This window comes from Kitasatospora sp. NPDC096204, assembly GCF_044763205.1.
Taxonomy (GTDB): domain Bacteria; phylum Actinomycetota; class Actinomycetes; order Streptomycetales; family Streptomycetaceae; genus Kitasatospora.
In genome coordinates this window covers 38,033-64,858 of sequence record NZ_JBIWFT010000013.1, presented here as the reverse complement: position 1 = coordinate 64,858, position 26,826 = coordinate 38,033, and the positions used below count along the sequence as shown (strand labels likewise).

Genomic DNA, 26,826 nt, shown 5'->3' with positions numbered 1-26,826 from the left:
AGCTCCGCGCCGGGCTGAGCCGACCGGGTAGACCTCGGCCCCGGACAGTACGCGCACGCCCGGTCGGCTCGTTCTGCTGTACATGCCTCCCTCATTCCCGACGCCATCGCCCTTGCCCGTGTTCGACACCATCCGGAGGTTCCCGTGGCAATGATCGGCCGCGCGACGGCCACCGTGGTCGCGCTGGGCATCCTGCTCGTCCCGGCGGCCGTCACGGCGGGCGCCGACCCGCCACCCGAGCCCGGAACGGGCTGGTGGGAGGTGTCGGCCACCGCCGCCAACGTCCGGGTCGACCACTTCGGCGAGGAGACCGTCGTCGGACTCGCCCGTTCGGGTGACCGGGTCGAGGTGGTGGACACCTGGACCTCGCCGCTCGGCGCCCGCTGGGCGAAGGTCATGGTGGTGCGCAGCCGGATCTCCGGCTGGGTCCTGTGGTCCTTACTGGCGCACAGTGACCCGTCCTCGGAACCGTAGAATCCGCCTGTACACATCAGGAGGGATTTCGCGTGTTCCGAGCGCAGCGTCCGCGCACCGCAGAGCTGACCCCGTGGCAGGGAGAGGGGCCGGTCAACGGCGTCGCCCTGCTGCTGCCCGGCGGATTCATCCGCAGTCGGCGCGCACCACTGAAGGTCGCCGAGCTCGGCCTGCGGGACCTCGCCGCGGAGCTCACCGACCGCGGCCGGGCGCACGGACTCGCGGTGCACCTGCTGCGCTACCGCCACGGCGGCTGGAACGGCGCCGACGCCGACACCGCCGTCGACACCCGCTGGGCGCTCGACGAACTCGCCCGGCTGTACCCGGGCGCACCCGTCGTGCTGATCGGCAACTCGCTGGGCGGGCGGGCCGCGTTCTGGTGCGCCGGGCACCCGTCGGTGGTCGGCGTCGCCGGGATCGCGCCCTGGCTGCCCAGCGGCGACCCGGTCGACCAGCTGGCCGGGCGGCGGGTGCTGATCGTCCACGGCACCGGGGACCACAGCTCCGCCGGCGCCACCCACTCCCTGGAGTACGCCCTGCGCGCCCGGCCGGTCGTGCCGGACCTCGCACGGTACGAGGCCCCGGGCGCCAACCACCTCCTGATCCGCGAGTCCCGCGACATCAGCGCCCTGACCACCGCCTTCACCCTCGCCACCCTGGGCGCCGAGCCCGCCCCCCTGATGGCGGGGGCGGTCTGCACCCGGCTCCCGGCGCGGGTGTAGCCCCTCTCCCCCCACTTCCCGGGCCTCCCCTGCCGATCGGCAGGGGAGGCCCGGCCGTCTTCCGGCAGGATTCAGCCGATCGGCACATGCGCGAACCGGGCCCCGACGATCAGTCTTGGAGGCACCACGACGGCGGCCACCCGGGCCACCGCGCAAGGAGGCCCCTCCGTGTTCCGCGAGCGCACTCTCCACCTCCACGCCGCCGAGGCGCACTTGAACAGCCGTCGACTCCGGTTTCTCCAGCGCGAGCCGGCCCGCCCCACAGCCACCCCGACGGCGCCGAAGGACACCCGCCCCGGCCCCGGCCCGCAACGGCCCTCCGTCCCGATCGCGAAAGGAGCCGACTCCGACAGCACCGAGAGCCCGTTCACCGCCCCGCCTCCGGCTGCGCCCGCCCCGGCACCCGAAATCGCGTTGGCGGTCGGCGGCCCGTGGTGCCTATGGTCGGGGGATGACCACTCGAACCTTCCGCATCATGGTGCGCGGCGTCTTCGACGGCCTCACCGACGAACAGCGCGCCGAACTGCTCGCCGCCGCCCCCGAGCACGACGTGCTGCGGGCCGCCTTCACCCGCGAGGGCCACCTGAGCTACGACCTCTCCGCGCGGGCCGCCTTCACCTTCCGCTTCCTCGACGAGGGCGAGGCCGAGGAGGACATCCTGGAGGCCACCGAGCGGGCCGAGCAGTCGGCGCGGCTCTGGCTCGACGAACGCGGCTACGGCTACAAGAACCTCCGCTCCCAGGCCGAGGACCTCTCCCAGGCGCCGCTCGGCAAGCGTCAGCGCCGCGCCGCCGGCACCGCGCACTGACCTGACCCCCTCCCCTTCCGCCACCTCCTTGACGGCTCCCCCTCGGGATATGCTTGAGCAGTCAAGGAGGTGGCAATGACAGACCACTCGGACCGGACCGAGCAGACCGAGACCGCCCGCACCACACCGGCCCCCGGCCCCGACCCGCTGGACACCGCCCTGCGGCTGGTCCGCGCCCAGACGGCCGTGGTCAAGCGCTTCGACGCGAGCCTCAGCGGCCTGCACGGCGTCAGCCTGGCCGACTTCACCATGCTGCTCCACCTCTCCCAGGCCCCCGGCGGCCGGATGCGCCGGGTCGACCTCGCCGAAGCCCTCGGGCTCACCGCCTCCGGCGTGACCCGTGGCCTCGCGCCGCTGGAGCGGATCGGCCTGGTCAGCCGCGAGGCCGCCGCCCGTGACGCCCGGGTCGCCTACGCCGCGCTCACCCCGACCGGCCGTGAGCGGCTCGCCGAGATGCTGCACACCGCCCGCCAGGTGGCCGCCGACCACTTCGCGGCCGAGCCGTGGAGCGCCGAGGACCTCGGCCTGTTGTCCGCCCTGCTCACCCGCCTCGGCGGCACCGCGCCCGGCCAGCGCCTCGGCTGACCCGCCGATCCGCCGATCCGCCCGCCCCACCGGGGCCCCGACCGCGGGCCCGCACCCCAGGCCCGCACCGGCGACCCCCGCCCCACCCGCCGCGCACCCCCACGTCCTAGGCTGGTCCCGCACCACCCGCGCCAGCGGCACCGGTGGCACCACCCGTACCACCCCACCCCGCGAAGGGCGGCACCATGACCGACACCCCCGGCACCGGGCCCGGCCTGGAGCACGGCCTCGCCGAGGCCCAACGCGCCCACTGGCAGCGGACCTACACCGCCAACCCGGGGATGTACGGCGAGCAGCCCTCCGCCCCCGCCGAGTACGCGGCCGAGGTGTTCACCGCCGCCGGAGCGCGGGACGTGCTGGAACTCGGTGCCGGCCACGGACGCGACGCACTGCACTTCGCCCGGGCCGGCTTCCGCGTCATGGCCGCCGACTTCAGCCCCACCGGCCTGCGGCAACTGCGCTCCGCCGCGGCGGAGCAGGGCCTGGCCGACCGGCTCTCGGTCCTCAACCACGACGTCCGCGACCCGCTGCCCCTCCCCGACGCCTCCGTCGACGGGGTCTTCGCCCACATGCTGCTCTGCATGGCCCTCTCCACCGAGGAGATCGAGGCGCTCGTCGCCGAGGTCCGCCGGGTCCTGCGCCCGGGCGGTACCTTCGTCTACACCGTCCGCCACACCGGCGACGCCCACTACGGCGCCGGCACCGGCCACGGGGACGACATCTGGGAGCACGGCGGCTTCGCCGTCCACTTCTTCCCCCGCGAGCTGGTCGACTCGCTCGCCGCCGAGGGCTGGAGCCTGACCGAGGTCCACCCCTTCGAGGAGGGCGACCTGCCCCGCCGCCTCTGGCGCGTCACCCAGGAGACCTCTCGATGAGCGCACCCGACACCGCCGCCCCCGACCTCACCGTCGACGGCACCGGCCTGCTCTGCGTCCAGCTCCTGCTGCGGCTACGCGACCGGATCGCGCATCTCCCCGCGGGCGCGGTGGTCCACATCCACACCACCGACCCCGCCGCCCCGCTCGACCTCCCCGCCTGGTGCCACCTGACCGGCCACGAGTACCTCGGCCGGATCCCGTACGAGGCCACCGACCGCGAGGTGTACGCGCTGCGCCTCACCTCCGCCCCGGTCCGGACCCGCCCCGACCGCCCCTGGCATCCGGCCCCCGCAGCCGACTGACCGGTCTCCCCGGCGCCAGGCCTCACCGCCCGAGCCCGTCCCCGCCGGCGGGCCTCACCGTTCGACCCCGTCGCCCGGAAAACCCCGAGCGCCCGACGCCGGCACCGGGACAGACTGCGCCCATGCCCGCAGCCGGCCCCGCACCCGTGTCTCCACCCCCACCCCCCTCCGCCAACCACCTCCTCGGCCACCCTCCCGAAGCCCGTCTCCTGCTGCTCAACTGCGACGACCTCGGCCTGGACGAGTCCGTCAACCTCGCCGTGATCGACGCCGTCCGGAACGGCATCGCCGCCTCGTGCAGCCTGATGACGCCCTGCGCCGCCGCGCCGCACGCGCTCGGGCTGCTGCGCCGGCACCCGGAGGTCCCGTTCGGCGTCCACCTCACGCTGGTCTGCGAGTCCCCGGACCGCCGCTGGGGGCCGCTCGCCGCCCGCGACCGGGTGCCCTCCCTCCTCGACGCCTCCGGCGAGTTCTTCGCCCCCACCCCCGCCGGACGCGCCGCACTGCTCGCCCGGGCCCGGATCGACGACGTGGAGCGCGAGTTCCGCGCCCAGGTCGACGCGGTGGCGGCGGCCGGCCTCGCCCCGACCCACCTCGACTTCCACTGCCTGGCCGACGGTGGCCGCGAGGACGTCCTCGACCTCGCCCTCTCCCTCGGCGCCGAGTACGGCCTGGCGGTCCGGGTCTGGCTGCCGCCCGCACTGACCCGGATGCGCGAGCGCGGGCTGCCGGTGGTGGACCACGGTTTCCTCGACAGCTTCACCGTCCCCCTGGACGACAAGCCCGCCCACTACGCCCGCCTGCTCGCCGCCCTCCCACCGGGCCTCACCGAGTGGGCCCTGCACCCCGCCCTGCACCCCGACCTACACCCCGCACCGCACCCCGCACCGCACCCCGCACCGCACCCCGCCCTGCGCCCCGCACCGGACGACGGTCGGCGCGTCCGGCACACCGACCACGCGTTCCTCGTCTCCCCCGAGGCGCGCCGGCTGCTCACCGAACACGGCGTCACCGTCCTCGGCTACCGCACGCTCCAGGATGCCTGGCAGCGAGCCCGGGAACGACTCACGGCCGAGCCCCCCGGGCCGCCCGGTGTGCCACGATGAGGAGGCACGAACACCCCAGCGCCACAGGGAGGTTGACCGCCGTGGACCCGATCATCAGCTGCCACTGGCAGGACCGGAACGGCGAGTGGGCCCTGACCGTCGGCCACAACGGCGACGGCTGGGAACTGCTCGCCTCGGCCCCCTACTGGTCGGAGTCGATCCCCTTCGCGAACCCGGAGGAGGTCCGCCGGCTCGCCCAGGCCCTGCTGGACCTGCCCGCCGAGCCCGAGCCGTACGAGTTCGAGTGGCAGCTCTCCCGCCCCGCTCCGAGCGCCGCCCGGGGCGAGCAGCAGCCCCACTTCGCGACCTTCGCCGTCGGCCTCGACCCCACCGACGACCACCGCCCGTACCTCGCCTACCAGTCCTACTACGACCTGGGCCGGGCCACCGGACTCGGCCTGGAGGTGATCTGCGAGGACCCGCCGATCGACCACCTCCGCGCCCAGGCCCACGCCTTCCTGACCACCTACCCGGGCCCCACCCACCGGTAGGCGGCACCGCCACTGCCGCCCCCCGGCAGCCCCACGGCCGCGCACACCCCCGCGCACCGGCTCACGCCACGGCGCGCACCGCCCAGTCCACCTCAGCCGCCCAACTATCCGGCGCAGCCCAACCGTTGACGATCGCCAGCAGCTCCAGGTACCGCTCCCGCCGAGGATCGGCCATCGCCGTCAGCCGCTCCGCCAACCGGTCGCGCACCGCCCCGGCGTCCCCCGGCACCGCCCCCGCACACCACTGCCCGTACCGCTCCACCAGCGCCGCGACGACCGCCGCCGCCTCTGCCGACCCCGGCTCCACCCCGGCCGCGACCGCCGCTGCGGCCGACTCCCGCACCGCCACCGCCAGCCCCGGCTTCGGCAGCCCCGTAGCGCCCGCCGCCTCCCCGGAAGCCGCATCCGCGAAAGCCGCCTCCGCAGCCTCCGCCTCGGCAAGCCCCCGCAGCAGCGCCCGGAACCCCGCGTCCCCCGCCATCCGGGCCAACTCCACCCAGGCCTCGACCTGTTCGAGCGACGGGTCCTCCGGCAGCTCCGGCGTCAACGAGCGCGCCGCAGCGGCGAACCGCCCACCACGGCCCACCCCTCCACCATCGCCCCGTCCGCCGCCGGCCCGCCCGCCGTCGCCCCCTCCGTCGTCGATCCCGTCGAACACCGCCGCCAGGAACTCCCCGATCAGGCGCCCCCGTTCGTCCTCCGTGAGCCGGGCCAACCGGTGCACGAGCGTCAACTCCTCAGGTGTCGACCCGAGCCTGGCCACCACCCCGAGCACCGCCCGCCGCAGCCGCAGCACCCGGATCTGGAGATCGATCGCCTCCGCCTGCACGGCGGCGGCGTCGGCCGGCGTCAGTTCGCGCTCCACCACCCGCCGGATCGCGGGCAGTCCGAGCCCGAGCTCCCGCAGGGTACGGACCAGTTCCAGGCGCGCGACGGCGTCGGTGCCGTACCGCCGGTGGCCGGCCGGGTTGCGGCCGGTCGGCGACACGATCCCCCGGTCCGAGTAGAAGCGGACGGTCTTGACCGTCAGCCCCGTCCGCCGGGCCAACTCACCGATGGTGTACGCCGTGTCGCCGTTCATGGCCACCACCCTGCTACCTCCCCCTACGGGAGGTGCAAGCCCCGGCCGGAGGCGGCCCCGGCCGGGACGGCAACACCCGAACGACCTCAGGCAGTACGCCGCAGCAGCGCCAGGTACATCGCGTCCGTCCCGTGGAGGTGCGGCCACAGCTGCACGTCCGGCCCCTCGCCGAGCGCCGGGACGCCGGGCAGCAGCGGGCGCGCGTCGATCCACTCGACCCGGCCGCCCTCGCCCCGCAGCACGTCGTCCACGACCGCGCGGGTCTCCGCCAGGTGCGGCGAGCAGGTCGCGTAGCCGACCACGCCGCCGATCCGGGTGGCCTCGATCGCCGAGCGCAGCAGGTCCCGCTGGAGCGGGCCGAAGGCGGCGACGTCGGCCGGCCGGCGCCGCCAGCGCGCCTCCGGGCGGCGGCGCAGCGCACCGAGGCCGGAGCACGGCACGTCGACCAGCACCCGGTCGAAGCCGCCGGACCGCCAGGCCGGGCGCGTCCCGTCCGCCGCGATCACGGTGTACGGGCCGGGGTTGCCGTCCAGGGCCCGCGCCACCAGCCGGGCGCGGTGCGGCTGCTTCTCGCTCGCCACCAGCGCCGCACCCCGCTCGGCGGCCATCGCGCCGAGCAGCGCGGCCTTGCCGCCGGGGCCGGCGCAGCCGTCCAGCCAGAGCCGGTCCGGCCCCTCCAGCGGCGCGGTGGCCAGGGCCAGCGCGACCAGCTGGCTGCCCTCGTCCTGCACGCCCGCCCGGTTCTCCCGCACCGCCGCGACCGCGCCCGGGTCGCCGCCCTCGGCGAGCCGCAGCGCGAACGGGGACCAGCGGCCCGGCTGGGCCTCCGGCAGCGCGTCGGCCAGCTCGCCGACGGTGGCCCGGCCGGGGCGGGCCACCAGGGTGACCTCGGGTCGCTCGTTGTCGGCCCGCAGCAGGTCCTCCATCGCGGCGCGCCCGGAGGCGTCCGGCTGCCAGCGGCCGAGCGAGTCCCAGAGCGCGGAGACCACCCAGCGCGGGTGCGAGTGCACGACCGCCAGGTGGTCCTCGGCGTCCTTGTCGTACGGCGGGGCGACCTGCTCGATCCAGGTGTCCAGGTCGTGGGCGCTGATCCGGCGCAGCACGGCGTTGACGAACTTGGCCTTGCCGTCGCCGAGCACCACCCGGGCCAGCTCGACGGTCGCCGAGACGGCCGCGTGGCTGGGGATGCGGGTGGTGAGCAGCTGGTGCGCGCCGAGCGAGAGCACGTCCAGCACCGGCGGGTCGACCTTGCCGAGCGGCCGGTCGATGCAGGCGGCGATGATCGCGTCGTAGGTGCCCTGCAGACGCAGGGTGCCGTAGACCAGTTCGGTGGCGAGGGCGGCGTCGCGCCGGTCCATGCCCTTCTGCTCGGCCTCGCGGAGCAGCGAGGGCAGGATCAGGTTGGCGTACGCGTCGCGCTCGTCGACGGCGCGCAGCGCGCGGAACGCGACGATCCGGGCCGGGTCCTTCTTCGGACGGCGGTGCGGGCGGGGGGCGCGCTTGGCGCTGGGGGTGGTCACAGGTGCCTCAAGGTGCTGCGGTACTCAAACGAATCAGGTACACGAACGGATCAGGTACACGAACGATCGAACGAACAGTACGGATCAAACGAACAGTAACGCCAAACCGGAGCGTCAGCCCCCGAAGCGCTCCCCCGCCTCCAGCCGCGCGCCCCGGGCCCAGTCGGCGGCCCGCATCTCCTTCTTCCCCTGCGGCCGCACCTCCCCGAGCTCGACGTCGTGGCTGCCGGTGCCGACCCGGACGCTGTTCTTGCCCACCATCGCGACCTCGCCCGGCGCCAGCCCGGTGGAGTCCGGCAGCAGCCTGACCGGGCCGGTGACCTTCAGCCGCTCGCCCCGGAACTCCGTCCAGGCCCCCGGCGCCGGCGCGCAGCCGCGCACCACCCGGTCGACCCGCAGCGCGGGGTGGTTCCAGTCGATCCGCGCGTCCTCGACGGTGATCTTCGGCGCGAGCGTGACGCCCTCGGCCGGCTGCGGCACGGCGTGCAGGGAGCCGTCCTCGATGCCGTCCATGGTGGCCGCGAGCAGCCGCGCGCCGGAGAGCGAGAGCCGGGTGAGCAGCTCACCGCTGGTGTCGGCGGGGCGGATCTCCTCGGTGATCACGCCGTAGACCGGGCCGGAGTCCAGGCCCTGCTCGATCAGGAAGGTGGACGCGCCGGTGACCTCGTCGCCGGCCAGCACGGCGTGCTGGACCGGGGCCGCGCCGCGCCAGGCGGGCAGCAGCGAGAAGTGCAGGTTGACCCAGCCGTGCTTGGGGATCTCCAGGGTGCCGGGGCGCAGCAGCGCGCCGTAGGCGACCACCGGGCAGCAGTCGGGGGCGAGCTCGGTGAGCCGGGCGACGAAGTCGGGGTCGCTGGGCTTCGCCGGCTTGAGGACCTCGATCCCGGCCTCCTCGGCGCGCTGGGCGACGGGGCTGGCGACCAGCTTGCGCCCACGCCCGGCCGGGGCGTCGGGGCGGGTGACCACCGCGACGACCTCGTGCCGGTCCGAGGCGAGCAGGGCGTCCAGGGCGGGAACGGCGACCTCGGGGGTGCCGGCGAAAACGAGACGCATCAAGTGCCTTTCTGCGAACGGAAGTCGAAACGGAGGAACCGAGGAGCGGAGGAACCGAGGAGCGGACGATCAGCGGATCGGAACAGCCTCAGCGGGCGGAGCCGAAGGTGCTGTGCGGCGAGACCTTGACCACCGGGGCCGGCCCGCCACCCCAGTCCGTCTCCCGGATCGCCTTCAGCGCGGCCTTGCGCTGTTCGCGGTCGAGCCGGTCGATGAAGATGATGCCGTCCAGGTGGTCGGTCTCGTGCTGTATGCACCGGGCGAGCAGCTGGGTGCCCTCCACCGTCACCGGATCGCCGTACATGTTGAAGCCCTTGGCCACCACGCCGTAGGCGCGCTTGGTGTCGTAGCGCAGCCCGGGCAGCGACAGGCAGCCCTCGGGGCCGTCCTGCTCCTCCTCGCTCAGCGACAGGTCCGGGTTGATCAGGTGCCCGGTGACGCCGTCCACGTGGTAGGTGAACACCCGCAGGGAGACGCCGAGTTGGGGCGCGGCGAGACCGGCGCCGGGGGCGTCCAGCATGGTGTCGGTGAGGTCGTGGACCAGCTTGCGCAGTTCCTTGTCGAAGGTGGTCACCGGCTGGGCGGTGGACCGCAGGACGGGGTCTCCGAAGAGACGGATCGGCTGGATCGCCACGGGGTACGGGCTCCTGTCCGTAGGGGCGCGGGCTGCGGTCGGCCGCTGGTTCACCCGCCAGTCTATGCAACCCGCGCGGCCGCCCGCCGGGGGCTTCCCCGGGCCCGGATCGGCGGTCGGCACGGCCGACTGTGCCGAGCCGCGTTACCCCGGCCCCCGCTTCGGCGTTGGTCAAGAGAGATTGACCGTGGCCGGGCACACGGGACACCGCGTCCCGGCCGAGCGAACCGTACGGAAGGTGGCACGTAGGCCATGGCCGAGCAGATCAACCACGACGCCCGGGCGCGGGCGAGCCTGCACCTGCTGGTGCGGGACATCGAGCGGGTGAGGCGGCAGGTCGACGCGCTGCGGACGCTCACCGCCCAGTTGGGCAACGTCTACCGTCCGCGCCGACCGAGCACCTCGGCCGGCTTCGTGGTGTACGGGCGGGCGCCGGCGCCGACCGTGCGCCTGGCGCAGGAGCTGCGGGAGAGCGTGGAGACCCTGGTGGCGGCGGCGGTCGAGTTCGACCGGGCGCTGGGCTTCTCCTGGGACTCGGTGGGCTCCGCCCTCGGGGTCACCAAGCAGGCGGTGCACCGGCGCTACGGGATGCGCCGCCCGACCAGCGAACTCCTCGCCGCGAGCGGCGCCGTCCCGGGCCAGAGCCGCCCGGACCGCTCCGAGGAACTGCCCGCCGTGCCCGCCGGCCCCGAGCGCACCGGTCTGGCCGCGACCGTCCCGGCGGCCCGCCAGGGCGGCCTGGACCGCAGCAGCCTGGAGCGCGGCAGTCTCGACCGCGGAGCCCTGGAGCGCACGGCGATCGACCGCACGGCGATCGACCGCACGCCGATCGACCGCACGCCGATCGACCGCACCGCGATGGACCGCAGCCCCCTGGACCGCACCCCCGTCGACCGCGGCACGACCGTCGACCGCCCCCAGCCGGACCTCCCCGGCATCCCGCTGCGCGGCTGACCGAACAGACCGGACCGAACGAACCGACCGACCAACCCGACGGAGCCGACCGAACCGCCACACCGGGGCCGGGGCCGCACCAGGGCCGGGGCCGAACCGGGGCGGGGTGGCCCACTCACCCCGCCCCACCCGGCACTAGCCCCGGACTTCGCACATGGGCTTGAAGATCGATAGCCGACTGGCGATGGCATCGGAATCTCACGATGCGGACGTCGGGGCGAGGTCCGATTCTACGTCGAACCCTGCCAATTCAGGCTTTCGATCTTCACTCTCTCGAGTGACGTGCGAAGTCCGGGACTAGCCGATCTCGGTCGGATCGATCCGCACGTCCAGACTCGCGGGCCCCCGCACGGCGGTCCGGGTGATCTGCGCGGCCTTGAGGGCCGCGGCCAACGCGGCACCCTGCCCGGGCGAGACCCGCAGCAGCGCTCTCTCCCGGTCCTCCCCCCGCACCTGCGGCAGCGGCACCGGGCCGAGCACATCGGCGCCCTCCGGCAGCTTGACGATGTCCAGCAGGTCCGCCACGACCTTCGGGCTCCCGACCACCGAGGCCATCCGTGACACCGGCGGGAAGTGCAGCTGGGCACGTTCGTCCAGTTCCATGCCCGCGTGCCCGAACGGGTCCCAGCGCACCAGTGCCTGTACCGGACGGACGGTCGGTTCGGCGACCACCACCACCGTGCCGCCCTCCGCACCGGACCGCACCAGCGCGGCCGCCGTCAGCCAGCGGTGCAGCGCGTACTCCCCCGCCCGCAGATCGGGGAACGTGAGGAGCGACCACCCGTCCAGCAGCAGGGCCGCCGCGTACCCGGGACCGTCCTCCACCACGGGCTCGGCCCCCGGCGTCGAGATGACCAGGGACGGTTCGTTCGGCACGGTGGCGAGCAGCGTGTCCCGTCCGGAGACCCGTACTGGCACCCCGGGGAAGGCCCTGCCCAGTTCCTCGGCCGTCCGGCGCGCGCCCACCACCTGCGCCCGGAGCCGGAACGAGCCGCACTCGGGGCAGTGCCAGTCCGTCTCGTCCCTGCCGCACCAGCCGCAGTGCAGCGGAGCGTCCGCCGAGACCGCTTCCAGCGGGCCCTCGCACTGTCGGCAGCGGGCGGGTTCACGGCAGCGGTTGCAGGCCAGCCGGGGCACGTAGCCCCGCCGGGGCACCTGGATCAGGACGGGCCCGCCGGCGGCGAGCCCGTCCCGCGCGGCCTGCCACGCCACGGACGGCAGTCGCGCGGCCTGCGCCGCCGCGTCCCTGGCCTCGTCGCGGTCGGTGACCGTGCGCACCGCGGGTGCCGTCTCCCGCACCGTCTCGCGATCCGCCACGATCGACCTGGCCCAGCCGCTGCTGACCAGCTGGGCGCCCTCCACCGTCACCGAGTGGCCGCCCAGGAGCACGGCCGCGCCCGCCTCCGTCGCCCGGAGCAGCGCGACGTCCCGGGCGTGCGGATAGGGCGCGTGCCCGTCGCTGTGGCTGCTGTCGCCGTCCGACCAGACCACCACGAGGCCGAGGTCGCGGACCGGCGCGAACATCGTCGCCCGCGTCCCGATCGCGGCGTGTACGGCCCCGCGGCTCACGGCCAGCCATCGGGTGTACCGCTCGCGGGGGCCGAGATCGGCGGCGAGAACGGCGTGCCGGCCCTCACCCAGCAGTTCGGTGAGCGCCCCGTCCACCCGGGCGGTGGCCCGCCCGTCCGGCAGCACGACCAGTGCGCCCCGGCCGCTCGCCAGGGTGGCCGCCACGGCCCGGGCGATCTCGTAGGGCCATCCGCGCCCGGGCAGCGCCGCCCAGACGGCCCGCGGCGAGCCCCCGTTCGCGAGTGCGGCCAGGAAGTCCGGCCCCGCGGGGTACCGGGACCAGCCGCCCGGGGCCGGCGGGTCAGGCCTGGGCCGGGACGGCGGCGAGGGCTCCGCCTCCGCCTCGCCGTGCCGGGGCGGTACGGCGAGCTGGAGGACGTCGGCCAGGGTGCCCGCGTACCGGTCGGCGACCGTGCGGCACAGGGTCAGCAGTTCGGGTGAGAGCACCGGCTCGGGCGAGATGACCTGCGCGATCGGCGCCAGGGCGTACGGGTAGTCGGTCTTCGCGAGCCGCTCGACGATGAACCCGTCGTGGAGCGTCCCGCCCTGCCGTTCCCCGTTGACCAGTCGGGCCCCGAACCGGACCCGGACCCGGACTCCGGGCTGCGCGGCCTCGTCCATGATCGCCGGAACCTCGTAGTCGAAGAACTGGTCGATGCTCAGGACGCCCTTGTCGACCACGACCCGGGCGATCGGATTGTGTTCCGCCCGCTTGGCACCGCGCCACGTCCTGGGCTTGGCCCGCTTGACCGTCTCGCGGATGAACGCCAGCTGCTCTGGCTCCCCTGTGCTGCTCATCACTTCCCAGTACTACCAGGTCACACCGACAACGCACGAGGCGGCGCCCACCCCCGGACGGGGGCGGGCGCCGCCTCACTCAGGCTGTGCGTCAGTCCTGCACGGCCGCCTTCAGCTGCTCCACCCGGTCGGTGCGCTCCCAGGTGAAGTCCGGCAGCTCACGGCCGAAGTGGCCGTACGCCGCGGTCTGGGCGTAGATCGGGCGCAGCAGGTCCAGGTCGCGGATGATCGCGGCCGGACGCAGGTCGAAGACCTCGGAGACGGCCTTCTGGATGGCGAGGACCGGGACGGTCTCGGTGCCGAAGGTCTCCACGAACAGGCCGACCGGCTCGGCCTTGCCGATCGCGTACGCGACCTGCACCTCGGCGCGGCGGGCGAGGCCGGCGGCGACGATGTTCTTCGCCACCCAGCGCATCGCGTACGCGGCCGAGCGGTCCACCTTGGACGGGTCCTTGCCGGAGAAGGCACCGCCGCCGTGGCGGGCCATGCCGCCGTAGGTGTCGATGATGATCTTGCGGCCGGTGAGGCCGGCGTCGCCCATCGGGCCGCCGATCTCGAAGCGGCCGGTCGGGTTGACCAGCAGGCGGTAGCCCTCGGTGGTCAGCTTGATGCCCTGCTCGGCCAGCGCCTTCAGCTCCGGCTCGACCACGAACTCGCGGATGTCCGGGGTGAGCAGCGACTCCAGGTCGATGTCGCTGGCGTGCTGGGTGGAGACGACCACGGTGTCGAGGCGGACGGCCTTGTCGCCGTCGTACTCGATGGTGACCTGGGTCTTGCCGTCGGGGCGCAGGTAGGGGATGGTCCCGTTCTTGCGCACCTCGGTCAGGCGGCGGGAGAGGCGGTGCGCCAGGGTGATCGGCAGCGGCATGAGCTCGGGCGTCTCGTCGGACGCGTAGCCGAACATCAGGCCCTGGTCGCCGGCGCCCTGCTTGTCCAGGTCGTCAGTGTCGTCCCCCTGGGAGGCGCCCTCGACCCGAGCCTCGTACGCGGTGTCGACGCCCTGCGCGATGTCGGGCGACTGGGCACCGATGGACACCGAGACACCGCAGGAGGCGCCGTCGAAGCCCTTCTTGGAGCTGTCGTAGCCGATCTCCAGGATCTTGTCCCGGACGAGCTGGGCGATCGGCGCGTACGCCTTGGTGGTCACCTCGCCGGCCACGTGCACCTGGCCGGTGGTGATGAGCGTCTCCACGGCGACCCGGGACGTCGGGTCCTCCCGCAGGAGAGCGTCAAGGATGGTGTCGCTGATCTGGTCAGCGATCTTGTCGGGGTGTCCCTCGGTCACGGACTCCGAGGTGAACAGGCGGCGAGACACAGCGCTCCCTGGGGTTGCAGCGGCTGCTGACTGAAGTTCCCCGGGGCGACCCGGGGAACTCCGGAAAGACTTGATTCCTGGAGTCTAACCGTCTGCTTCCGTCGAACGTCACCCGCTTCAGAATTTCTCGAGCGGCGCGCGAGCGGTTCCGATCAGTTGCCGCCCGTTTCCAGCCGCTTTGCCACCAGGTCCCAGACCACGTCCGCGAGGGCCTCCTTCGGACCCACCGGAACGGCCGTCTCGCTGCCGTCCGAACCCAGGACCACGGCCTCGTTGACGTCCGTACCGAAGGCCTTGCCGTTGCCCACCTCGTTCACGACGAGCAGGTCACAGCCCTTGCGGGCGAGCTTGGCGCGGCCGTTGGCGAGCACGTCGTCGGTCTCCGCCGCGAAACCCACGACGAGTTGACCCGAACGGGCCCGGTGGGCCGACAGCTCGGCCAGGATGTCGGGATTGCGGACCAGGACGACGGGCGGCTGCTCGACCCCCTCGACCTTCTTGATCTTGCCGGTCGCGTACTCGGCGGGCCGGAAGTCCGCCACCGCCGCGGCCATGACCACGGCGTCCGCGTCCCGGACCGCCTCCAGCGCCGCCTCCCGCAGCTCCAGCGCGGTCGAGACGTGCACCACGTCCACCCCGGCCGGGTCCGGCAGCTCGGCATTGGCCGAGAGCAACGTCACCCTGGCGCCACGCGCGGCGGCCGTCGCGGCGAGCGCGTAGCCCTGCTTGCCGGAGGAGCGGTTGCCCAGGTAGCGCACCGGGTCCAGCGGTTCCCGGGTGCCGCCGGCCGAGACCACCACGTGCCGCCCCGCCAGGTCGGTCGGCACCGGTCCGCCGCGGCGCAGCACGGCCCGGCAGGCGTCGAAGATCGCGGACGGCTCGGGCAGCCGGCCCTTGCCGGTGTCCTTGCCGGTCAGCCGTCCGACGGCCGGCTCCAGCACGATCACGCCGCGGCGGCGCAGCGTGGCCACGTTCTCCCGGGTGGCCGGGTGCTCCCACATCTCGGTGTGCATGGCGGGCGCCACCACCACCGGGCAGCGGGCGGTGAGCAGGGTGTTGGTCAGCAGGTCGTCGGCGAGGCCGTGGGCGGCCTTGGCGATCAGGTCGGCGGTGGCCGGGGCGACCACCACCAGGTCGGCCTGCTGCCCGATCCGCACGTGCGGCACCTCGTGCACGCGCTCCCAGGTCTCGGTGGCGGCCGGGCGCCCGGACAGCGCCGCCCAGGTCGCCTCGCCGACGAAGTGCAGCGCGGCCGCGGTCGGCACCACGGTGACCTGGTGGCCGGACTCGGTGAAGCGGCGCAGCAGTTCGCACGCCTTGTAGGCGGCGATCCCGCCGCTCACGCCGAGGACCACACGGGGGGCGTCCACAGTCACCTTCCAACCCTTCGTCCGAACGGGAACGCGCCCACCCTACGGCCCCTCGGCGATCACCCGCACCGTGGTGCCGCCCACAACGCCGAAGGGCCCGGCGGAAACGATTCCGCCGGGCCCTTCCGGAAATTCAGCGACCGCCTCAGGCAGCCTCGACCGCCTCGGCGGTCAGCATGCCCGCGTTGATCTCGCGCAGCGCGATCGACAGCGGCTTCTCGTGCACGTGGGTGTCGACCAGCGGGCCGACGTACTCCAGCAGGCCCTCGCCGAGCTGGGAGTAGTACGCGTTGATCTGGCGCGCGCGCTTGGCGGCGTAGATCACGAGGCTGTACTTGGAGTCGGTGGCCTCGAGCAGCTCGTCGATCGGCGGGTTGATGATGCCCTCGGGCGCGGTCATGGAAGAGGACACGCTAAAACCTTCCGAAAAGGTGGAAAAGACAGACAGGTCAGGCTACACCGAGCAAGGCTAGCAGTTCGGCCGCTACCTGCTCGACGGAGGTGTTGACAAGGGTCGTGTCGAACTCGGCCTCGGCCGCGAGCTCGACCTTGGCCGCCTCCAGCCGCCGCCCGATCACGTCCTGCGACTCGGTGCCCCGGCCGGTCAGCCGGCGGACCAGCTCGTCCCAGCTCGGCGGGGCCAGGAAGACCAGCTGCGCCTCGGGCATCGACTCGCGCACCTGGCGGGCGCCCTGGAGATCGATCTCCAGCAGCACCGGCTCGCCGCGCTCCAGCTTCTCCAGCACGGCCGCGCGCGGGGTCCCGTAACGGTTCCCGGCGAACTCGGCCCACTCCAGCAACTCGCCGTTGGCGACCAGCTTGTCGAACTCGTCGTTGTCGACGAAGTGGTACTGGACCCCGTTCTTCTCGCCGGGCCTCGGGTGGCGGGTCGTCGCCGACACCGAGAGCCAGACCTCGGGGTACATCTTCCTCATATGAGCGACGACCGTGCTCTTGCCGACCCCCGAAGGGCCGGAGAGCACGGTCAGCCGCGGACGCTCACTCATGCACCGATTATCCCGGATCGCGGGGGATCCTGGGACCACGGGGGCACGGTCAGGCGGCGCCACCGCCGAACTCCCGCTCCAGGGAAGCGATCTGGTTCGTACCGAGGCCGCGGACGCGGCGGCTCTCGCTGATGCCGAGGCGCTCCATGATCTGCTTGGCGCGGACCTTGCCGACGCCCGGAAGGGACTCCAGCAGGGCCGAGACCTTCATCTTGCCGATGACGTCGTTGTCGGCCTTGCCGGCCTTGATGACCTCGTGCAGGGAGGCGCCGGAGTGCTTGAGCCGGTTCTTGACCTCGGCGCGCTCCCGGCGAGCCTCGGCGGCCTTGGCGAGCGCGGCGGTGCGCTGTTCAGGGGTAAGGGGCGGAAGGGCCACGCCGTTCACCTCAGGGTGTGGATGGATGGATAGAGCTAGGACTGGTTCGGTACCGAGGACACCGTCCGCAAGGGGAACCACAAGGCCCTGACCTGCGGGAGCCACGGAAATCGCGGCTCGCCGATGACCTATCGCCGGACACTACCCGGATTGCGGCGCCACGTCAGGAAAAGAACACGAAAAGTCCTGGTCAGCCAAGGCCGACCAGGACTTTCCAGGGCAAAATGACCGCGATTGCCAGGCTTTGGCGGTGCCGATGTGACGGCGCTCACGTCGGCTCCGCGGCCACCGCGCGGTCCTGCGGACACTCCGCAGGGTCACCGCGCGGCTACCTGAACGACGGGTTCCGCTACTTGACGGCCGACTTGGCGGCCGACTTGGCGCTCTGCCCGGCGCTCTGCCCGGCGCTCTACTTGACGGCGTCCGCGAACTCCCCGACGAAGCGCTCCGCCGCCTCCCGCAGCGCCGGCACCGAGGGCCCGTGCTTGAGCACGTCCCGGCTGACGCTCGGCACCACGTTGATCACCGAAGCGCCGAACACCCGCGGCAGGTCCGCCATGGTCGCCCCCTGGGCGCCGATCCCGGGCGCCAGCAGCGGGCCGTTGATGGCCAGTTCCACACCCGCGTCGGCCAGCGTCGCGCCGACCACCGCGCCGAAGGAGCCGAGCGGCGCGGCACCCTCGTTCTCGGCCGCCAGCTGGCGCAGCACCGAGGCCGCGACCTGCTCGCCGTCCGCGCCCACCGCGCGCTGCACCTCGGCGCCCTCGGGGTTGGAGGTGAGCGCCAGCGCGAACACGCCGCAGCCCTGCTCCCGGGCCAGGTCCAGGGCCGGGCGCAGCGAGCCGAAGCCCAGGTACGGGCTGACCGTCACCGCGTCCGAGAACAGCGGGCCGGCCGGCGACAGGAAGGCCTCGGCGTACGCGGCCATGGTGGAGCCGATGTCGCCGCGCTTGGCGTCCATCAGGACCAGCGCGCCGGCCGCCCTGGCCTCCTCGACGGTCTTCTCCAGCACCGCGACGCCCTTGCTGCCGAAGCGCTCGAAGAAGGCGGCCTGCGGCTTGAGCACGGCCACCCGGTCCGCCAGCGCCTCGACCACGGTGCGGCTGAAGGTCTCCAGCCCGGCGAGGTCGTCGCCGAGCCCCCACGCGGCGAGCAGGGAGGCGTGCGGGTCGATGCCGACGCAGAGCTGGCCGCGGGTGTCGAGGGCCTGGCGCAGCCGGGCGCCGAACGGGGCGAGGGTCATGTCGTCCTTTCCAGAACCGATGGGGGTGTTCACGCGCCGCGGACGGCGCTGCCGACGGCCTCGGCCAGGTCGCGGAAGCCGCCCGCGCGGACCTTGGCGGACAGGCCCTTGTGGATCTTCCGGCACCAGAACGGGCCCTCGTAGATGAAGGCGCTGTAGCCCTGGACCAGGTCGGCGCCGTGGACGATCCGCTGCCAGGCGTCCTCGGCGGTCTCGATGCCGCCGACCGAGACCAGGGTCAGCCGGCCCTCGGTGCGGGCGCGCAGCCGCTGGAGCACCTCCAGGGCACGGGCCTTGAGCGGGGCGCCGGACAGGCCGCCCATGCCGATCTCCTCGACCCGCCGGGCGTCGGTGCGCAGGCCCTCGCGGCCGATCGTGGTGTTGGTGGCGATGATGCCGTCCAGGCCCAGCTCCAGGGCGAGGTCGGCGACCGCGTCGACGTCCTCGTCGGCCAGGTCGGGGGCGATCTTGACCAGCAGCGGCACGTGGTGCGGGGTGGTGCGGTCGGCGGCCTCGCGGACGGCGGCGAGCAGCGGCCGAAGGTGGTCCACGGCCTGGAGGTTGCGCAGCCCGGGGGTGTTCGGCGAGCTGACGTTGACCACCAGGTAGTCGGCGTACTTGGCGAGCCGCTCGGTGGACTTCACGTAGTCGGCGACGGCGTCGGCCTCCTCGACCACCTTGGTCTTGCCGATGTTGACGCCGATCACCGGGGTGGAGCTGGTGTGCGGGCGGGCGGCCAGCCGGGCGGCGACCCGGGCCGAGCCCTGGTTGTTGAAGCCCATCCGGTTGATCAGCGCGCGGTCCTCGACCAGGCGGAACAGCCGGGGCGCCGGGTTGCCCGGCTGGGGCTCGCCGGTGATGGTGCCGATCTCGACGTAGTCGAAGCCGAGCATCGACAGGCCGTCGATGCCGACGCCGTTCTTGTCGAAGCCGGCCGCCAGACCGAACGGGCCGGGCAGGTCCAGGCCGAGGGCGCGGGTGCGCAGGGCGCGGTCCCGCGGGGCGAGCACCAGCCGCACCACGGTGCGCAGACCGGGCACCGAGGAGGCCAGGCGGATCCAGAAGAAGGCCAGGTGGTGGGCCTTCTCGGGGTCCATCTTCTTGAAGAGCAGATCGAACAGAAGCTTGTACAAGGGTGGTTCAACTCCCGGACCAGAAGCCGTACTCGGGCATGGAAGTGGGGGGCACCCAAAGGCTCCGGTGCCCCCCACTGCGGTGGTGCTACTTGCGGCCGGCGTTGATCAGCTCGGCGTGCTCCTGGAGCGACATCACCCCGACCTCGTCGCGCAGCAGCCGGTCGATGCCCTGGACGGCCGCGCCCATCGCCTGGACGGTGGTCAGGCAGGGCACCGCGCGGGCCACGGCCGCGGTGCGGATCTCGTAGCCGTCGAGGCGCCCGCCGGTGCCGTACGGCGTGTTGATGATGAGGTCGACCTCGCCGTCGTGGATCAGCTGGACGATGGTCCGCTCGCCGTTCGGGCCCTCGCCCTCGCTGTGCTTGCGCACCACGGTGGCGGGGATGCCGCCGCGCTGGAGCACCTCGGCGGTGCCGGCGGTGGCGAGCAGCTCGAAGCCGAGGCCGACCAGCGCGCGGGCCGGGAAGACCAGGTTGCGCTTGTCCCGGTTGGCGACGGAGACGAAGACCTTGCCCTTGGTCGGCAGCGCGCCGTAGGCGCCGGTCTGCGACTTGGCGTAGGCCGTGCCGAAGACCTTGTCGATGCCCATGACCTCACCGGTCGAGCGCATCTCCGGGCCGAGCACGGTGTCCACGCCGCGGCCGTGGACGTCGCGGAAGCGGCTCCACGGCATCACGGCCTCCTTGACCGCGATCGGCGCGTCGGCGGGCAGGGTGCCGCCGTCGCCCTCGGCCGGGAGCAGGCCCTCGGCGCGCAGCTCGGCGATGGTGGCGCCGAGCGAGATCCGGGCGGCGGCCTTGGCCAGCGGCACCGCGGTCGCCTTGGAGGTGAACGGGACGGTCCGGGAGGCGCGCGGGTTGGCCTCCAGGACGTAGAGGATGTCCCCGGCCATGGCGAACTGGATGTTGATCAGGCCGCGGACGCCGACACCGCGCGCGATGGCCTCGGTGGAGGTGCGCAGGCGCTTGATGTCGAAGCCGCCGAGGGTGATCGGGGGCAGCGCGCAGGCGGAGTCGCCGGAGTGGATGCCGGCCTCCTCGATGTGCTCCATGACGCCGCCGAGGTAGAGCTCGGTGCCGTCGTAGAGCGCGTCGACGTCGATCTCCACCGCGTCGTCCAGGAAGCGGTCGATGAGCACCGGGTGCTCGGAGATCAGACCGGCGTGCCGCTCCAGGTACGAGGCCAGCGAGGCCTCGTCGTAGACGATCTCCATGCCGCGGCCGCCGAGCACGTAGGACGGGCGGGCGAGCACGGGGTAGCCGATCTCGTCGGCGATCGCCTTGGCCTCCTGGAAGGAGAAGGCGGTGCCGTGCTTGGGGGCCGGCAGGCCGGCCTCGCTCAGGACGCGGCCGAAGGCGCCGCGCTCCTCGGCGAGGTCGATCGCCTCGGGCTGGGTGCCGACGATCGGCACGCCGTTGTCCTTGAGCGCCTGGGCCAGGCCCAGCGGGGTCTGGCCGCCGAGCTGGACGATCACACCGGCGAGCGGGCCGGCCTGCTGCTCGGCGTGGACGATCTCCAGCACGTCCTCCAGGGTGAGCGGCTCGAAGTAGAGCCGGTCGGAGGTGTCGTAGTCGGTGGAGACGGTCTCCGGGTTGCAGTTGACCATGACGGTCTCGTACCCGGCGTCGGCGAGCGCGAAGGAGGCGTGCACGCAGGAGTAGTCGAACTCGATGCCCTGGCCGATGCGGTTCGGGCCGGAGCCCAGGATGATCACGGCGGGCTTGGTGCGCGGGGCGACCTCGTTCTCCTCGTCGTAGGACGAGTAGAAGTACGGGGTCTTGGCGGCGAACTCGGCGGCGCAGGTGTCGACGGTCTTGAACACCGGGCGGATGCCGAGGGCGTGGCGCACCTCGCGGACGACGTCCGGCTTCAGGCCGCGGATCTCGCCGATCTGCTGGTCGGAGAAGCCGTGCCGCTTGGCGTGGCGCAGCAGCTCGGGGGTGAGCTCGGTGGCCTCGGCCAGCTCGCCGGCGATCTCGTCGAGCAGGAAGAGCTGGTCGACGAACCACGGGTCGATCTTGGTGGCCTCGAACACCTCCTCCGGGGTGGCGCCGGCCCGGATGGCCTCCATCACGGTGTTGATCCGGCCGTCGGTCGGCACGACCGCCTTGGCCAGCAGCTCCGCCTTGTCGCCGAGCGGGCCGGTCCAGGAGAACTGGGAGCCCTTCTTCTCCAGCGAGCGCAGCGCCTTCTGGAGCGCCTCGGGGAAGTTGCGGCCGAGGGCCATGGCCTCGCCGACGGACTTCATGGTGGTGGTCAGCGTGGCGTCGGCGCTCGGGAACTTCTCGAACGCGAACCGCGGCACCTTGACGACGACGTAGTCGAGGCTCGGCTCGAAGGAGGCCGGGGTCTCCTCGGTGATGTCGTTCGGGATCTCGTCCAGGGTGTAGCCGACGGCCAGCTTGGCGGCGATCTTGGCGATCGGGAAGCCGGTGGCCTTGGAGGCGAGCGCCGAGGAGCGGGAGACGCGCGGGTTCATCTCGATGACGATGACCCGGCCGTCCTCGGGGTTGACCGCGAACTGGATGTTGCAGCCGCCGGTGTCGACGCCGACCTCGCGGATGACGGCGATGCCGATGTCGCGCAGGATCTGGTACTCGCGGTCGGTGAGGGTCATCGCCGGGGCGACGGTGATCGAGTCACCGGTGTGCACGCCCATCGGGTCGAAGTTCTCGATGGAGCAGACGACCACGACGTTGTCGCTCTTGTCGCGCATCAGCTCCAGCTCGTACTCCTTCCAGCCGAGGATGGACTCCTCCAGGAGCACCTCGGTGGTCGGCGAGAGGGTCAGGCCCTGGCCGGCGATGCGGCGCAGGTCCTCCTCGTTGTGGGCGAAGCCGGAGCCGGCGCCGCCCATGGTGAAGGAGGGGCGCACGACGACCGGGTAGCCGCCGAGCGTGTCGACGCCGGCCAGCACCTCGTCCATGGTGTGGCAGATGACCGAGCGGGCGGACTCGCCGTGGCCGATCTTGGCGTTGACGGCCTCGACGACGCCCTTGAAGAGGTCGCGGTCCTCGCCCTTGTTGATCGCCTCGACGTCGGCGCCGATCAGCTCGACGCCGTACTTCTCCAGCGTGCCGGCGCCGTGCAGCGAGATCGCGGTGTTGAGCGCGGTCTGGCCGCCCAGGGTCGGCAGCAGCGCGTCGGGGCGCTCCTTGGCGATGATCTTCTCGACGAACTCCGGGGTGATCGGCTCGACGTAGGTGGCGTCGGCGATCTCCGGGTCGGTCATGATCGTGGCCGGGTTGGAGTTGACCAGGATGACCCGCAGGCCCTCGGCCTTGAGGACCCGGCAGGCCTGCGTGCCCGAGTAGTCGAACTCGGCGGCCTGGCCGATCACGATCGGGCCGGAGCCGATCACCAGGACGGACTTGATGTCGGTGCGCTTAGGCACGCTGGGCCTCCATGAGCTTCACGAAACGGTCGAAGAGGTAGGCCGCGTCGTGCGGGCCGGCAGCAGCTTCGGGGTGGTACTGCACGCTGAAGGCGGGGACGTCGAGCGCCTGGAGGCCCTCGACCACGTCGTCGTTGAGGCAGACGTGGGAGACCTCGACCCGCCCGTAGGGGGTGTCGCTCACCTTGTCCAGCGGGGCGTCCACGGCGAAGCCGTGGTTGTGGGCGGTCACCTCGACCTTGCCGGTGGTGCGGTCCTGCACCGGCTGGTTGATGCCGCGGTGGCCGTACTTGAGCTTGTAGGTGCCGAAGCCCAGGGCGCGGCCGAGGATCTGGTTGCCGAAGCAGATGCCGAAGAACGGCGTCCCGCGCTCCAGCACGCCCTGCGCGACGGCGACCTGGTGGTCGGCGGTGGCCGGGTCGCCCGGGCCGTTGGAGAAGAACACGCCGTCCGGCTGGACCGCGTAGAGGTCCTCCAGGGTGGAGTCGGCCGGCAGCACGTGCACCTCGATGCCGCGCTCGGCCATCCGGTGCGGGGTCATCCCCTTGATGCCGAGGTCCAGCGCGGCGACGGTGAAGCGCTTCTCGCCGATCGCGGGGACGACGTACGCCTCGGTGGTGGCCACCTCGGCGCACAGGTCGGCGCCCTTCATCTCGGGCGACTCCTGCACCCGGGTGAGCAGGACGGCCGGGTCGGCCAGCGCCTCGCCGGAGAAGATGCCGCAGCGCATCGCGCCGCGCTCGCGCAGGTGGCGGGTCAGCGCGCGGGTGTCGATGCCGCTGATGCCGACGACGCCCTGGGCGACCAGCTCCTCGTCGAGCGAGCGGCGGGAGCGCCAGTTGGAGGCGACCCGGGCGGGGTCGCGCACCACGTAGCCGGCGACCCAGATCTGCTTGGACTCGTCGTCCTCGTCGTTCCAGCCGGTGTTGCCGATCTGCGGGGCGGTCATCGCGACCACCTGGCGGTGGTACGACGGGTCGGTGAGGGTCTCCTGGTAGCCGGACATGCCGGTGTTGAAGACCGCCTCGCCGAAGGTCTCGCCGATGGCGCCGTAGGCCTGGCCGCGGAAGGTCCGGCCGTCCTCCAGGACGAGCACGGCAGGCACTCGTTCCCGCCGTTGGCGCTGCGTGGTGGGGGCAGGTGCGGTCATTGCGCGGCCTCTTCCGTCTTCGTCTTCGTACGTGTTGCGAGCTGAGCGATCGCCTCGACCCAGGCGGCGTGCTCATCGGGGTGGTCGGCCCGGAAGCCGGAGTCCAGCTCGGTGCCCTCGTGCGCCCAGGTGACGACGAGCAGCCCGGAGGGGACGACCTTGCCGGCGATGCCGGAGTCCGTGCGGGCACCGGTCAGGTGCTCGGCCGGGATCCAGAAGTCGACGTCACCGGGGCGCCGCACCAGCAGGCCGTCCTCGCCGAGGGTGAGGTCGGCGCGGCTGCGGGTGCCCAGGCCGTGGGCGACGACCCGGTCGAGCCAGTTCCCGGCGGTGGTCGTGCCGTGGTACCGGCCGCTGGTCTCCAGGATGGTGCGCCCGGCGCGGGTCGGCACGGCCGGCAGCGGCGGCATGCCGGACTGCAGGGTGCGCCGCCAGTTCCAGCCCTGGCGCATCAGCCAGTAGACGAGGCCGATCACGATCAGCAGTCCGACGGACCAGCCGATGTAGCCGGGCCAGTCGGTGACCTTCGCCTGCTCCTGGGCGAGCGCGGCGTGGTCCATCACCGGGTGCCGTCCTGCCCGGCGAGCTCCCCGGCCAGCACCGTGGCACGGCCCCGCAGGAAGGTGGCGTGCACCCGTCCGGGCAGGTCAAGGCCCTTGTAGGGGGTGTTGCGGCTACGGGTGGCGAAGCTGTCCGGGTTCACGGCTCCACGGTACGCGGGATCGAACAGGACCAGGTTGGCAGGCTCACCCACCGAGACCGGCCGGCCCTGGCCGGTGAGACGGCCGATCCGGGCCGGGCGGTGCGACATCCGGTCCGCGACGCCCTCCCAGTTCAGCAGGCCGGTGTCGACCATGGTCTGCTGCACGACCGACAGCGCGGTCTCCAGGCCGACCATGCCCATCGCGGCCACGGCCCACTCGCAGTCCTTGTCCTCGTCCGGGTGCGGCGCGTGGTCGGTGGCGACGGCGTCGATGGTGCCGTCGGCCAGCGCCTCGCGCAGCGCCCGGACGTCCTCGGCGGTGCGCAGCGGCGGGTTCACCTTGTACACCGGGTCGTAGGTGCGGACCATCTCGTCGGTGAGCAGCAGGTGGTGCGGGGTCACCTCGGCGGTGACGTCCCAGCCCTTGGACTTGGCCCAGCGGACGATCTCGACCGAGCCGGCCGTGGAGAGGTGGCAGACGTGCAGCCGGGAGCCGACGTGCGCGGCGAGCAGCACGTCGCGGGCGATGATCGACTCCTCGGCGACGGCCGGCCAGCCGCCGAGCCCGAGCTCGCCGGAGACCTGGCCCTCGTTCATCTGGGCGCCCTCGGTGAGCCGGGGCTCCTGGGCGTGCTGGGCGACGACGCCGTCGAAGGCCTTGACGTACTCCAGGGCGCGGCGCATCAGCACCGCGTCGTCCACGCACTTGCCGTCGTCGGAGAAGACCCGGACGTTCGCGGCGGACTCGTGCATCGCGCCGAGCTCGGCGAGCTTCTTGCCCTCCAGGCCGACGGTGACGGCGCCGACCGGCTGCACGTCGCAGTAGCCGGCTTCCTGGCCGAGCCGCCAGACCTGCTCGACCACGCCGGCGGTGTCGGCCACCGGGGTGGTGTTGGCCATCGCGTGGACGGCGGTGAAGCCGCCCATCGCGGCGGCCTGGGTGCCGGTGAGGACGGTCTCGGCGTCCTCGCGGCCGGGCTCGCGCAGGTGGGTGTGCAGGTCGACCAGGCCGGGCAGGGCGATCAGGCCGGTGGCGTCGACCTCGATGTCGGCCTCGACCGTCAGGCCGGTGCCGATCGCCTTGATCACGCCGTCGGCGAGGTGGAGGTCCTGCGGGTCGCCGCCCAGGATCTTGGCGTTGCGGATCAGGTAGCTCGTCACTGGGAGGTCTCCACGGAGTCGGTGCGGGAGGAGTCGGTGTGGGTGGGGGTGTCGGCGAAGACGGCGCCGCCGAGGAGCAGGTAGAGGACGGCCATCCGGACGGAGACGCCGTTGGCGACCTGCTCGATGGCGGTGCAGCGCGGCGAGTCGGCGACCTCGGCGGTGATCTCCATGCCGCGGACCATCGGGCCGGGGTGCATCACGATCGCCCGGTCCGGCAGCTGGGCCATCCGGCGGCCGTTCATGCCGTAGCGGCGGCTGTACTCGCGCTCGGTCGGGAAGAACGCGGCGTTCATCCGCTCGCGCTGCACCCGCAGCATCATCAGCGCGTCCGTCTTGGGCAGCACGGCGTCCAGGTCGTAGCTGATCTCGCAGGGCCAGTTCTCGACCCCGATCGGCAGCAGCGTCGGCGGGGCGACGAAGGTGACCTGCGCGCCGAGGGTGTTCAGCAGGTGGACGTTGGAGCGGGCGACCCGGCTGTGCAGGACGTCGCCGACGATGGTCACCCGGCGCCCGGCGAGGTCGTTGCCGCTGCCCGGGTTGAGGTGGCGGCGCATGGTGAAGGCGTCGAGCAGCGCCTGGGTGGGGTGCTCGTGGGTGCCGTCACCGGCGTTGATCACGCTGCCGTGCAGCCAGTCGGACTGGGCCAGCCGGGCCGGCGCGCCGGAGGCGTGGTGGCGGATGACCACCGCGTCGGCGCCCATCGCCTGGAGGGTCAGCGCGGTGTCCTTGAGGCTCTCGCCCTTGGAGACCGAGGAGCCCTTGGCGGAGAAGTTGATGACGTCGGCCGAGAGGCGCTTCTCGGCGACCTCGAAGGAGGTCTTCGTCCGGGTGGAGTCCTCGAAGAAGAGGTTGACGACCGTGCGGCCGCGGAGCGTGGGCAGCTTCTTGACGGCCCGGCCGGAGAGCTGGGCCAGCTCCTCGGCGGTGTCCAGGATCAGCAGCGCGTCGTCGTGGCTGAGATCGGCGGCGGAGACGAGGTGGCGCTTCACGCGG

The 26,826-nt window shown here is 73.1% G+C and carries 25 protein-coding genes and 1 pseudogene; 9 read left to right on the top strand and 17 right to left on the bottom strand.

Translation table 11 applies throughout. The annotated features are described in order from the left end of the window. The first annotated feature begins 144 nt into the window (after positions 1–144). The 8 genes from ACIQ87_RS16465 to ACIQ87_RS16430 all read left to right on the top strand — a co-directional run bounded on the left by ACIQ87_RS16465 (position 145) and on the right by ACIQ87_RS16430 (position 5,366). Entirely contained in the window at positions 145–474 is a 330-nt protein-coding gene (locus tag ACIQ87_RS16465) for a hypothetical protein (protein WP_402406638.1), read from the top strand. A gap of 32 nt (positions 475–506) precedes the next feature. Next, positions 507–1,196: an alpha/beta hydrolase gene (locus tag ACIQ87_RS16460; protein WP_402406635.1), complete on the top strand. Its 690-nt coding sequence runs from the start codon at positions 507–509 to the stop codon at positions 1,194–1,196. A 451-nt stretch (positions 1,197–1,647) separates the two neighbouring features. Beyond that, entirely contained in the window at positions 1,648–2,004 is a 357-nt protein-coding gene (locus ACIQ87_RS16455; RefSeq protein WP_402406633.1) for a DUF6204 family protein, read from the top strand. A 75-nt stretch (positions 2,005–2,079) separates the two neighbouring features. Further along, entirely contained in the window at positions 2,080–2,589 is a 510-nt protein-coding gene (locus ACIQ87_RS16450; protein ID WP_402406630.1) for a MarR family winged helix-turn-helix transcriptional regulator, read from the top strand. A 185-nt stretch (positions 2,590–2,774) separates the two neighbouring features. Further along, complete coding sequence (locus ACIQ87_RS16445; RefSeq protein WP_402406627.1) at positions 2,775–3,464, top strand: class I SAM-dependent methyltransferase; 690 nt, start codon at positions 2,775–2,777, stop codon at positions 3,462–3,464. Continuing rightward, positions 3,461–3,769, top strand: a complete 309-nt coding sequence (locus ACIQ87_RS16440; RefSeq protein WP_402406625.1) for a sulfurtransferase TusA family protein — start codon at positions 3,461–3,463, stop codon at positions 3,767–3,769. Before ACIQ87_RS16445 ends, ACIQ87_RS16440 begins: the two co-directional genes overlap by 4 nt. Positions 3,770–3,891: 122 nt before the next feature. Further along, on the top strand, positions 3,892–4,875 hold the full coding sequence (locus ACIQ87_RS16435; RefSeq protein WP_402406623.1) for a ChbG/HpnK family deacetylase: 984 nt from the start codon (positions 3,892–3,894) through the stop codon (positions 4,873–4,875). 41 nt (positions 4,876–4,916) lie between these two features. After that, a complete protein-coding gene (locus ACIQ87_RS16430) occupies positions 4,917–5,366 on the top strand; it encodes a hypothetical protein (RefSeq protein ID WP_402406620.1) in 450 nt (149 codons plus the stop codon). A gap of 61 nt (positions 5,367–5,427) precedes the next feature. On the opposite strand, the gene ACIQ87_RS16425 is transcribed toward ACIQ87_RS16430, so the two are convergent. The 4 genes from ACIQ87_RS16425 to def all read right to left on the bottom strand — a co-directional run bounded on the left by ACIQ87_RS16425 (position 5,428) and on the right by def (position 9,654). Beyond that, on the bottom strand, positions 5,428–6,447 hold the full coding sequence (locus ACIQ87_RS16425; protein ID WP_402406617.1) for a MerR family transcriptional regulator: 1,020 nt from the start codon (positions 6,445–6,447) through the stop codon (positions 5,428–5,430). 86 nt (positions 6,448–6,533) lie between these two features. Next, complete coding sequence (locus ACIQ87_RS16420; protein ID WP_402406614.1) at positions 6,534–7,967, bottom strand: RsmB/NOP family class I SAM-dependent RNA methyltransferase; 1,434 nt, start codon at positions 7,965–7,967, stop codon at positions 6,534–6,536. Between the two features lie 114 nt (positions 7,968–8,081). Next, positions 8,082–9,020, bottom strand: coding sequence for a methionyl-tRNA formyltransferase (gene fmt / locus ACIQ87_RS16415; protein ID WP_402406612.1), 939 nt, complete (start codon positions 9,018–9,020; stop codon positions 8,082–8,084). A gap of 88 nt (positions 9,021–9,108) precedes the next feature. After that, complete coding sequence (def, locus tag ACIQ87_RS16410) at positions 9,109–9,654, bottom strand: peptide deformylase (protein ID WP_402406609.1); 546 nt, start codon at positions 9,652–9,654, stop codon at positions 9,109–9,111. Between the two features lie 252 nt (positions 9,655–9,906). On the opposite strand from def, the pseudogene ACIQ87_RS16405 reads away from it, so the two are divergent. Continuing rightward, positions 9,907–10,258 (top strand): annotated as a pseudogene (locus tag ACIQ87_RS16405) (hypothetical protein); the annotation flags it as partial. Positions 10,259–10,905: 647 nt separating this feature from the next. Here ACIQ87_RS16405 and ACIQ87_RS16400 read toward each other — a convergent pair. The 13 genes from ACIQ87_RS16400 to ACIQ87_RS16340 form a co-directional block, all read right to left on the bottom strand. After that, complete coding sequence (locus ACIQ87_RS16400; protein ID WP_402406606.1) at positions 10,906–12,975, bottom strand: primosomal protein N'; 2,070 nt, start codon at positions 12,973–12,975, stop codon at positions 10,906–10,908. A gap of 91 nt (positions 12,976–13,066) precedes the next feature. Continuing rightward, positions 13,067–14,290, bottom strand: a complete 1,224-nt coding sequence (gene metK, locus ACIQ87_RS16395; RefSeq protein WP_392874811.1) for a methionine adenosyltransferase — start codon at positions 14,288–14,290, stop codon at positions 13,067–13,069. A 152-nt stretch (positions 14,291–14,442) separates the two neighbouring features. Next, a complete protein-coding gene (coaBC, locus tag ACIQ87_RS16390; RefSeq protein ID WP_402406603.1) occupies positions 14,443–15,660 on the bottom strand; it encodes a bifunctional phosphopantothenoylcysteine decarboxylase/phosphopantothenate--cysteine ligase CoaBC in 1,218 nt (405 codons plus the stop codon). Positions 15,661–15,805: 145 nt separating this feature from the next. Further along, on the bottom strand, positions 15,806–16,072 hold the full coding sequence (gene rpoZ / locus ACIQ87_RS16385) for a DNA-directed RNA polymerase subunit omega (protein ID WP_030056185.1): 267 nt from the start codon (positions 16,070–16,072) through the stop codon (positions 15,806–15,808). A gap of 37 nt (positions 16,073–16,109) precedes the next feature. Next, positions 16,110–16,667, bottom strand: coding sequence for a guanylate kinase (gene gmk, locus ACIQ87_RS16380; protein WP_402406600.1), 558 nt, complete (start codon positions 16,665–16,667; stop codon positions 16,110–16,112). Positions 16,668–16,716: 49 nt separating this feature from the next. Next, positions 16,717–17,043, bottom strand: a complete 327-nt coding sequence (gene mihF, locus ACIQ87_RS16375) for an integration host factor, actinobacterial type (RefSeq protein ID WP_030056187.1) — start codon at positions 17,041–17,043, stop codon at positions 16,717–16,719. 409 nt (positions 17,044–17,452) lie between these two features. Next, positions 17,453–18,286 (bottom strand): orotidine-5'-phosphate decarboxylase, encoded by an 834-nt coding sequence (pyrF, locus tag ACIQ87_RS16370; RefSeq protein ID WP_402406597.1) that lies wholly within the window; start codon positions 18,284–18,286, stop codon positions 17,453–17,455. A 29-nt stretch (positions 18,287–18,315) separates the two neighbouring features. Then, positions 18,316–19,419, bottom strand: coding sequence for a quinone-dependent dihydroorotate dehydrogenase (locus tag ACIQ87_RS16365; RefSeq protein ID WP_402406594.1), 1,104 nt, complete (start codon positions 19,417–19,419; stop codon positions 18,316–18,318). An 88-nt stretch (positions 19,420–19,507) separates the two neighbouring features. Then, the gene (gene carB / locus ACIQ87_RS16360; RefSeq protein ID WP_402406592.1) at positions 19,508–22,816 is read right to left on the bottom strand and encodes a carbamoyl-phosphate synthase large subunit; all 3,309 of its coding nucleotides are present in this window, start codon (positions 22,814–22,816) and stop codon (positions 19,508–19,510) included. Beyond that, on the bottom strand, positions 22,809–23,966 hold the full coding sequence (carA, locus tag ACIQ87_RS16355; RefSeq protein ID WP_402406589.1) for a glutamine-hydrolyzing carbamoyl-phosphate synthase small subunit: 1,158 nt from the start codon (positions 23,964–23,966) through the stop codon (positions 22,809–22,811). Before carA ends, carB begins: the two co-directional genes overlap by 8 nt. Next, positions 23,963–24,526 (bottom strand): hypothetical protein, encoded by a 564-nt coding sequence (locus tag ACIQ87_RS16350; RefSeq protein WP_402406943.1) that lies wholly within the window; start codon positions 24,524–24,526, stop codon positions 23,963–23,965. Before ACIQ87_RS16350 ends, carA begins: the two co-directional genes overlap by 4 nt. Further along, positions 24,526–25,830 carry a dihydroorotase gene (locus ACIQ87_RS16345; RefSeq protein ID WP_402406586.1) on the bottom strand — a complete coding sequence of 435 codons (1,305 nt, stop codon included), beginning with the start codon at positions 25,828–25,830 and terminating at the stop codon, positions 24,526–24,528. The genes ACIQ87_RS16350 and ACIQ87_RS16345 overlap by 1 nt, the downstream gene beginning before the upstream one ends. Beyond that, on the bottom strand, positions 25,827–26,822 hold the full coding sequence (locus ACIQ87_RS16340; RefSeq protein WP_402406584.1) for an aspartate carbamoyltransferase catalytic subunit: 996 nt from the start codon (positions 26,820–26,822) through the stop codon (positions 25,827–25,829). Before ACIQ87_RS16340 ends, ACIQ87_RS16345 begins: the two co-directional genes overlap by 4 nt. Positions 26,823–26,826 lie beyond the last annotated feature (4 nt).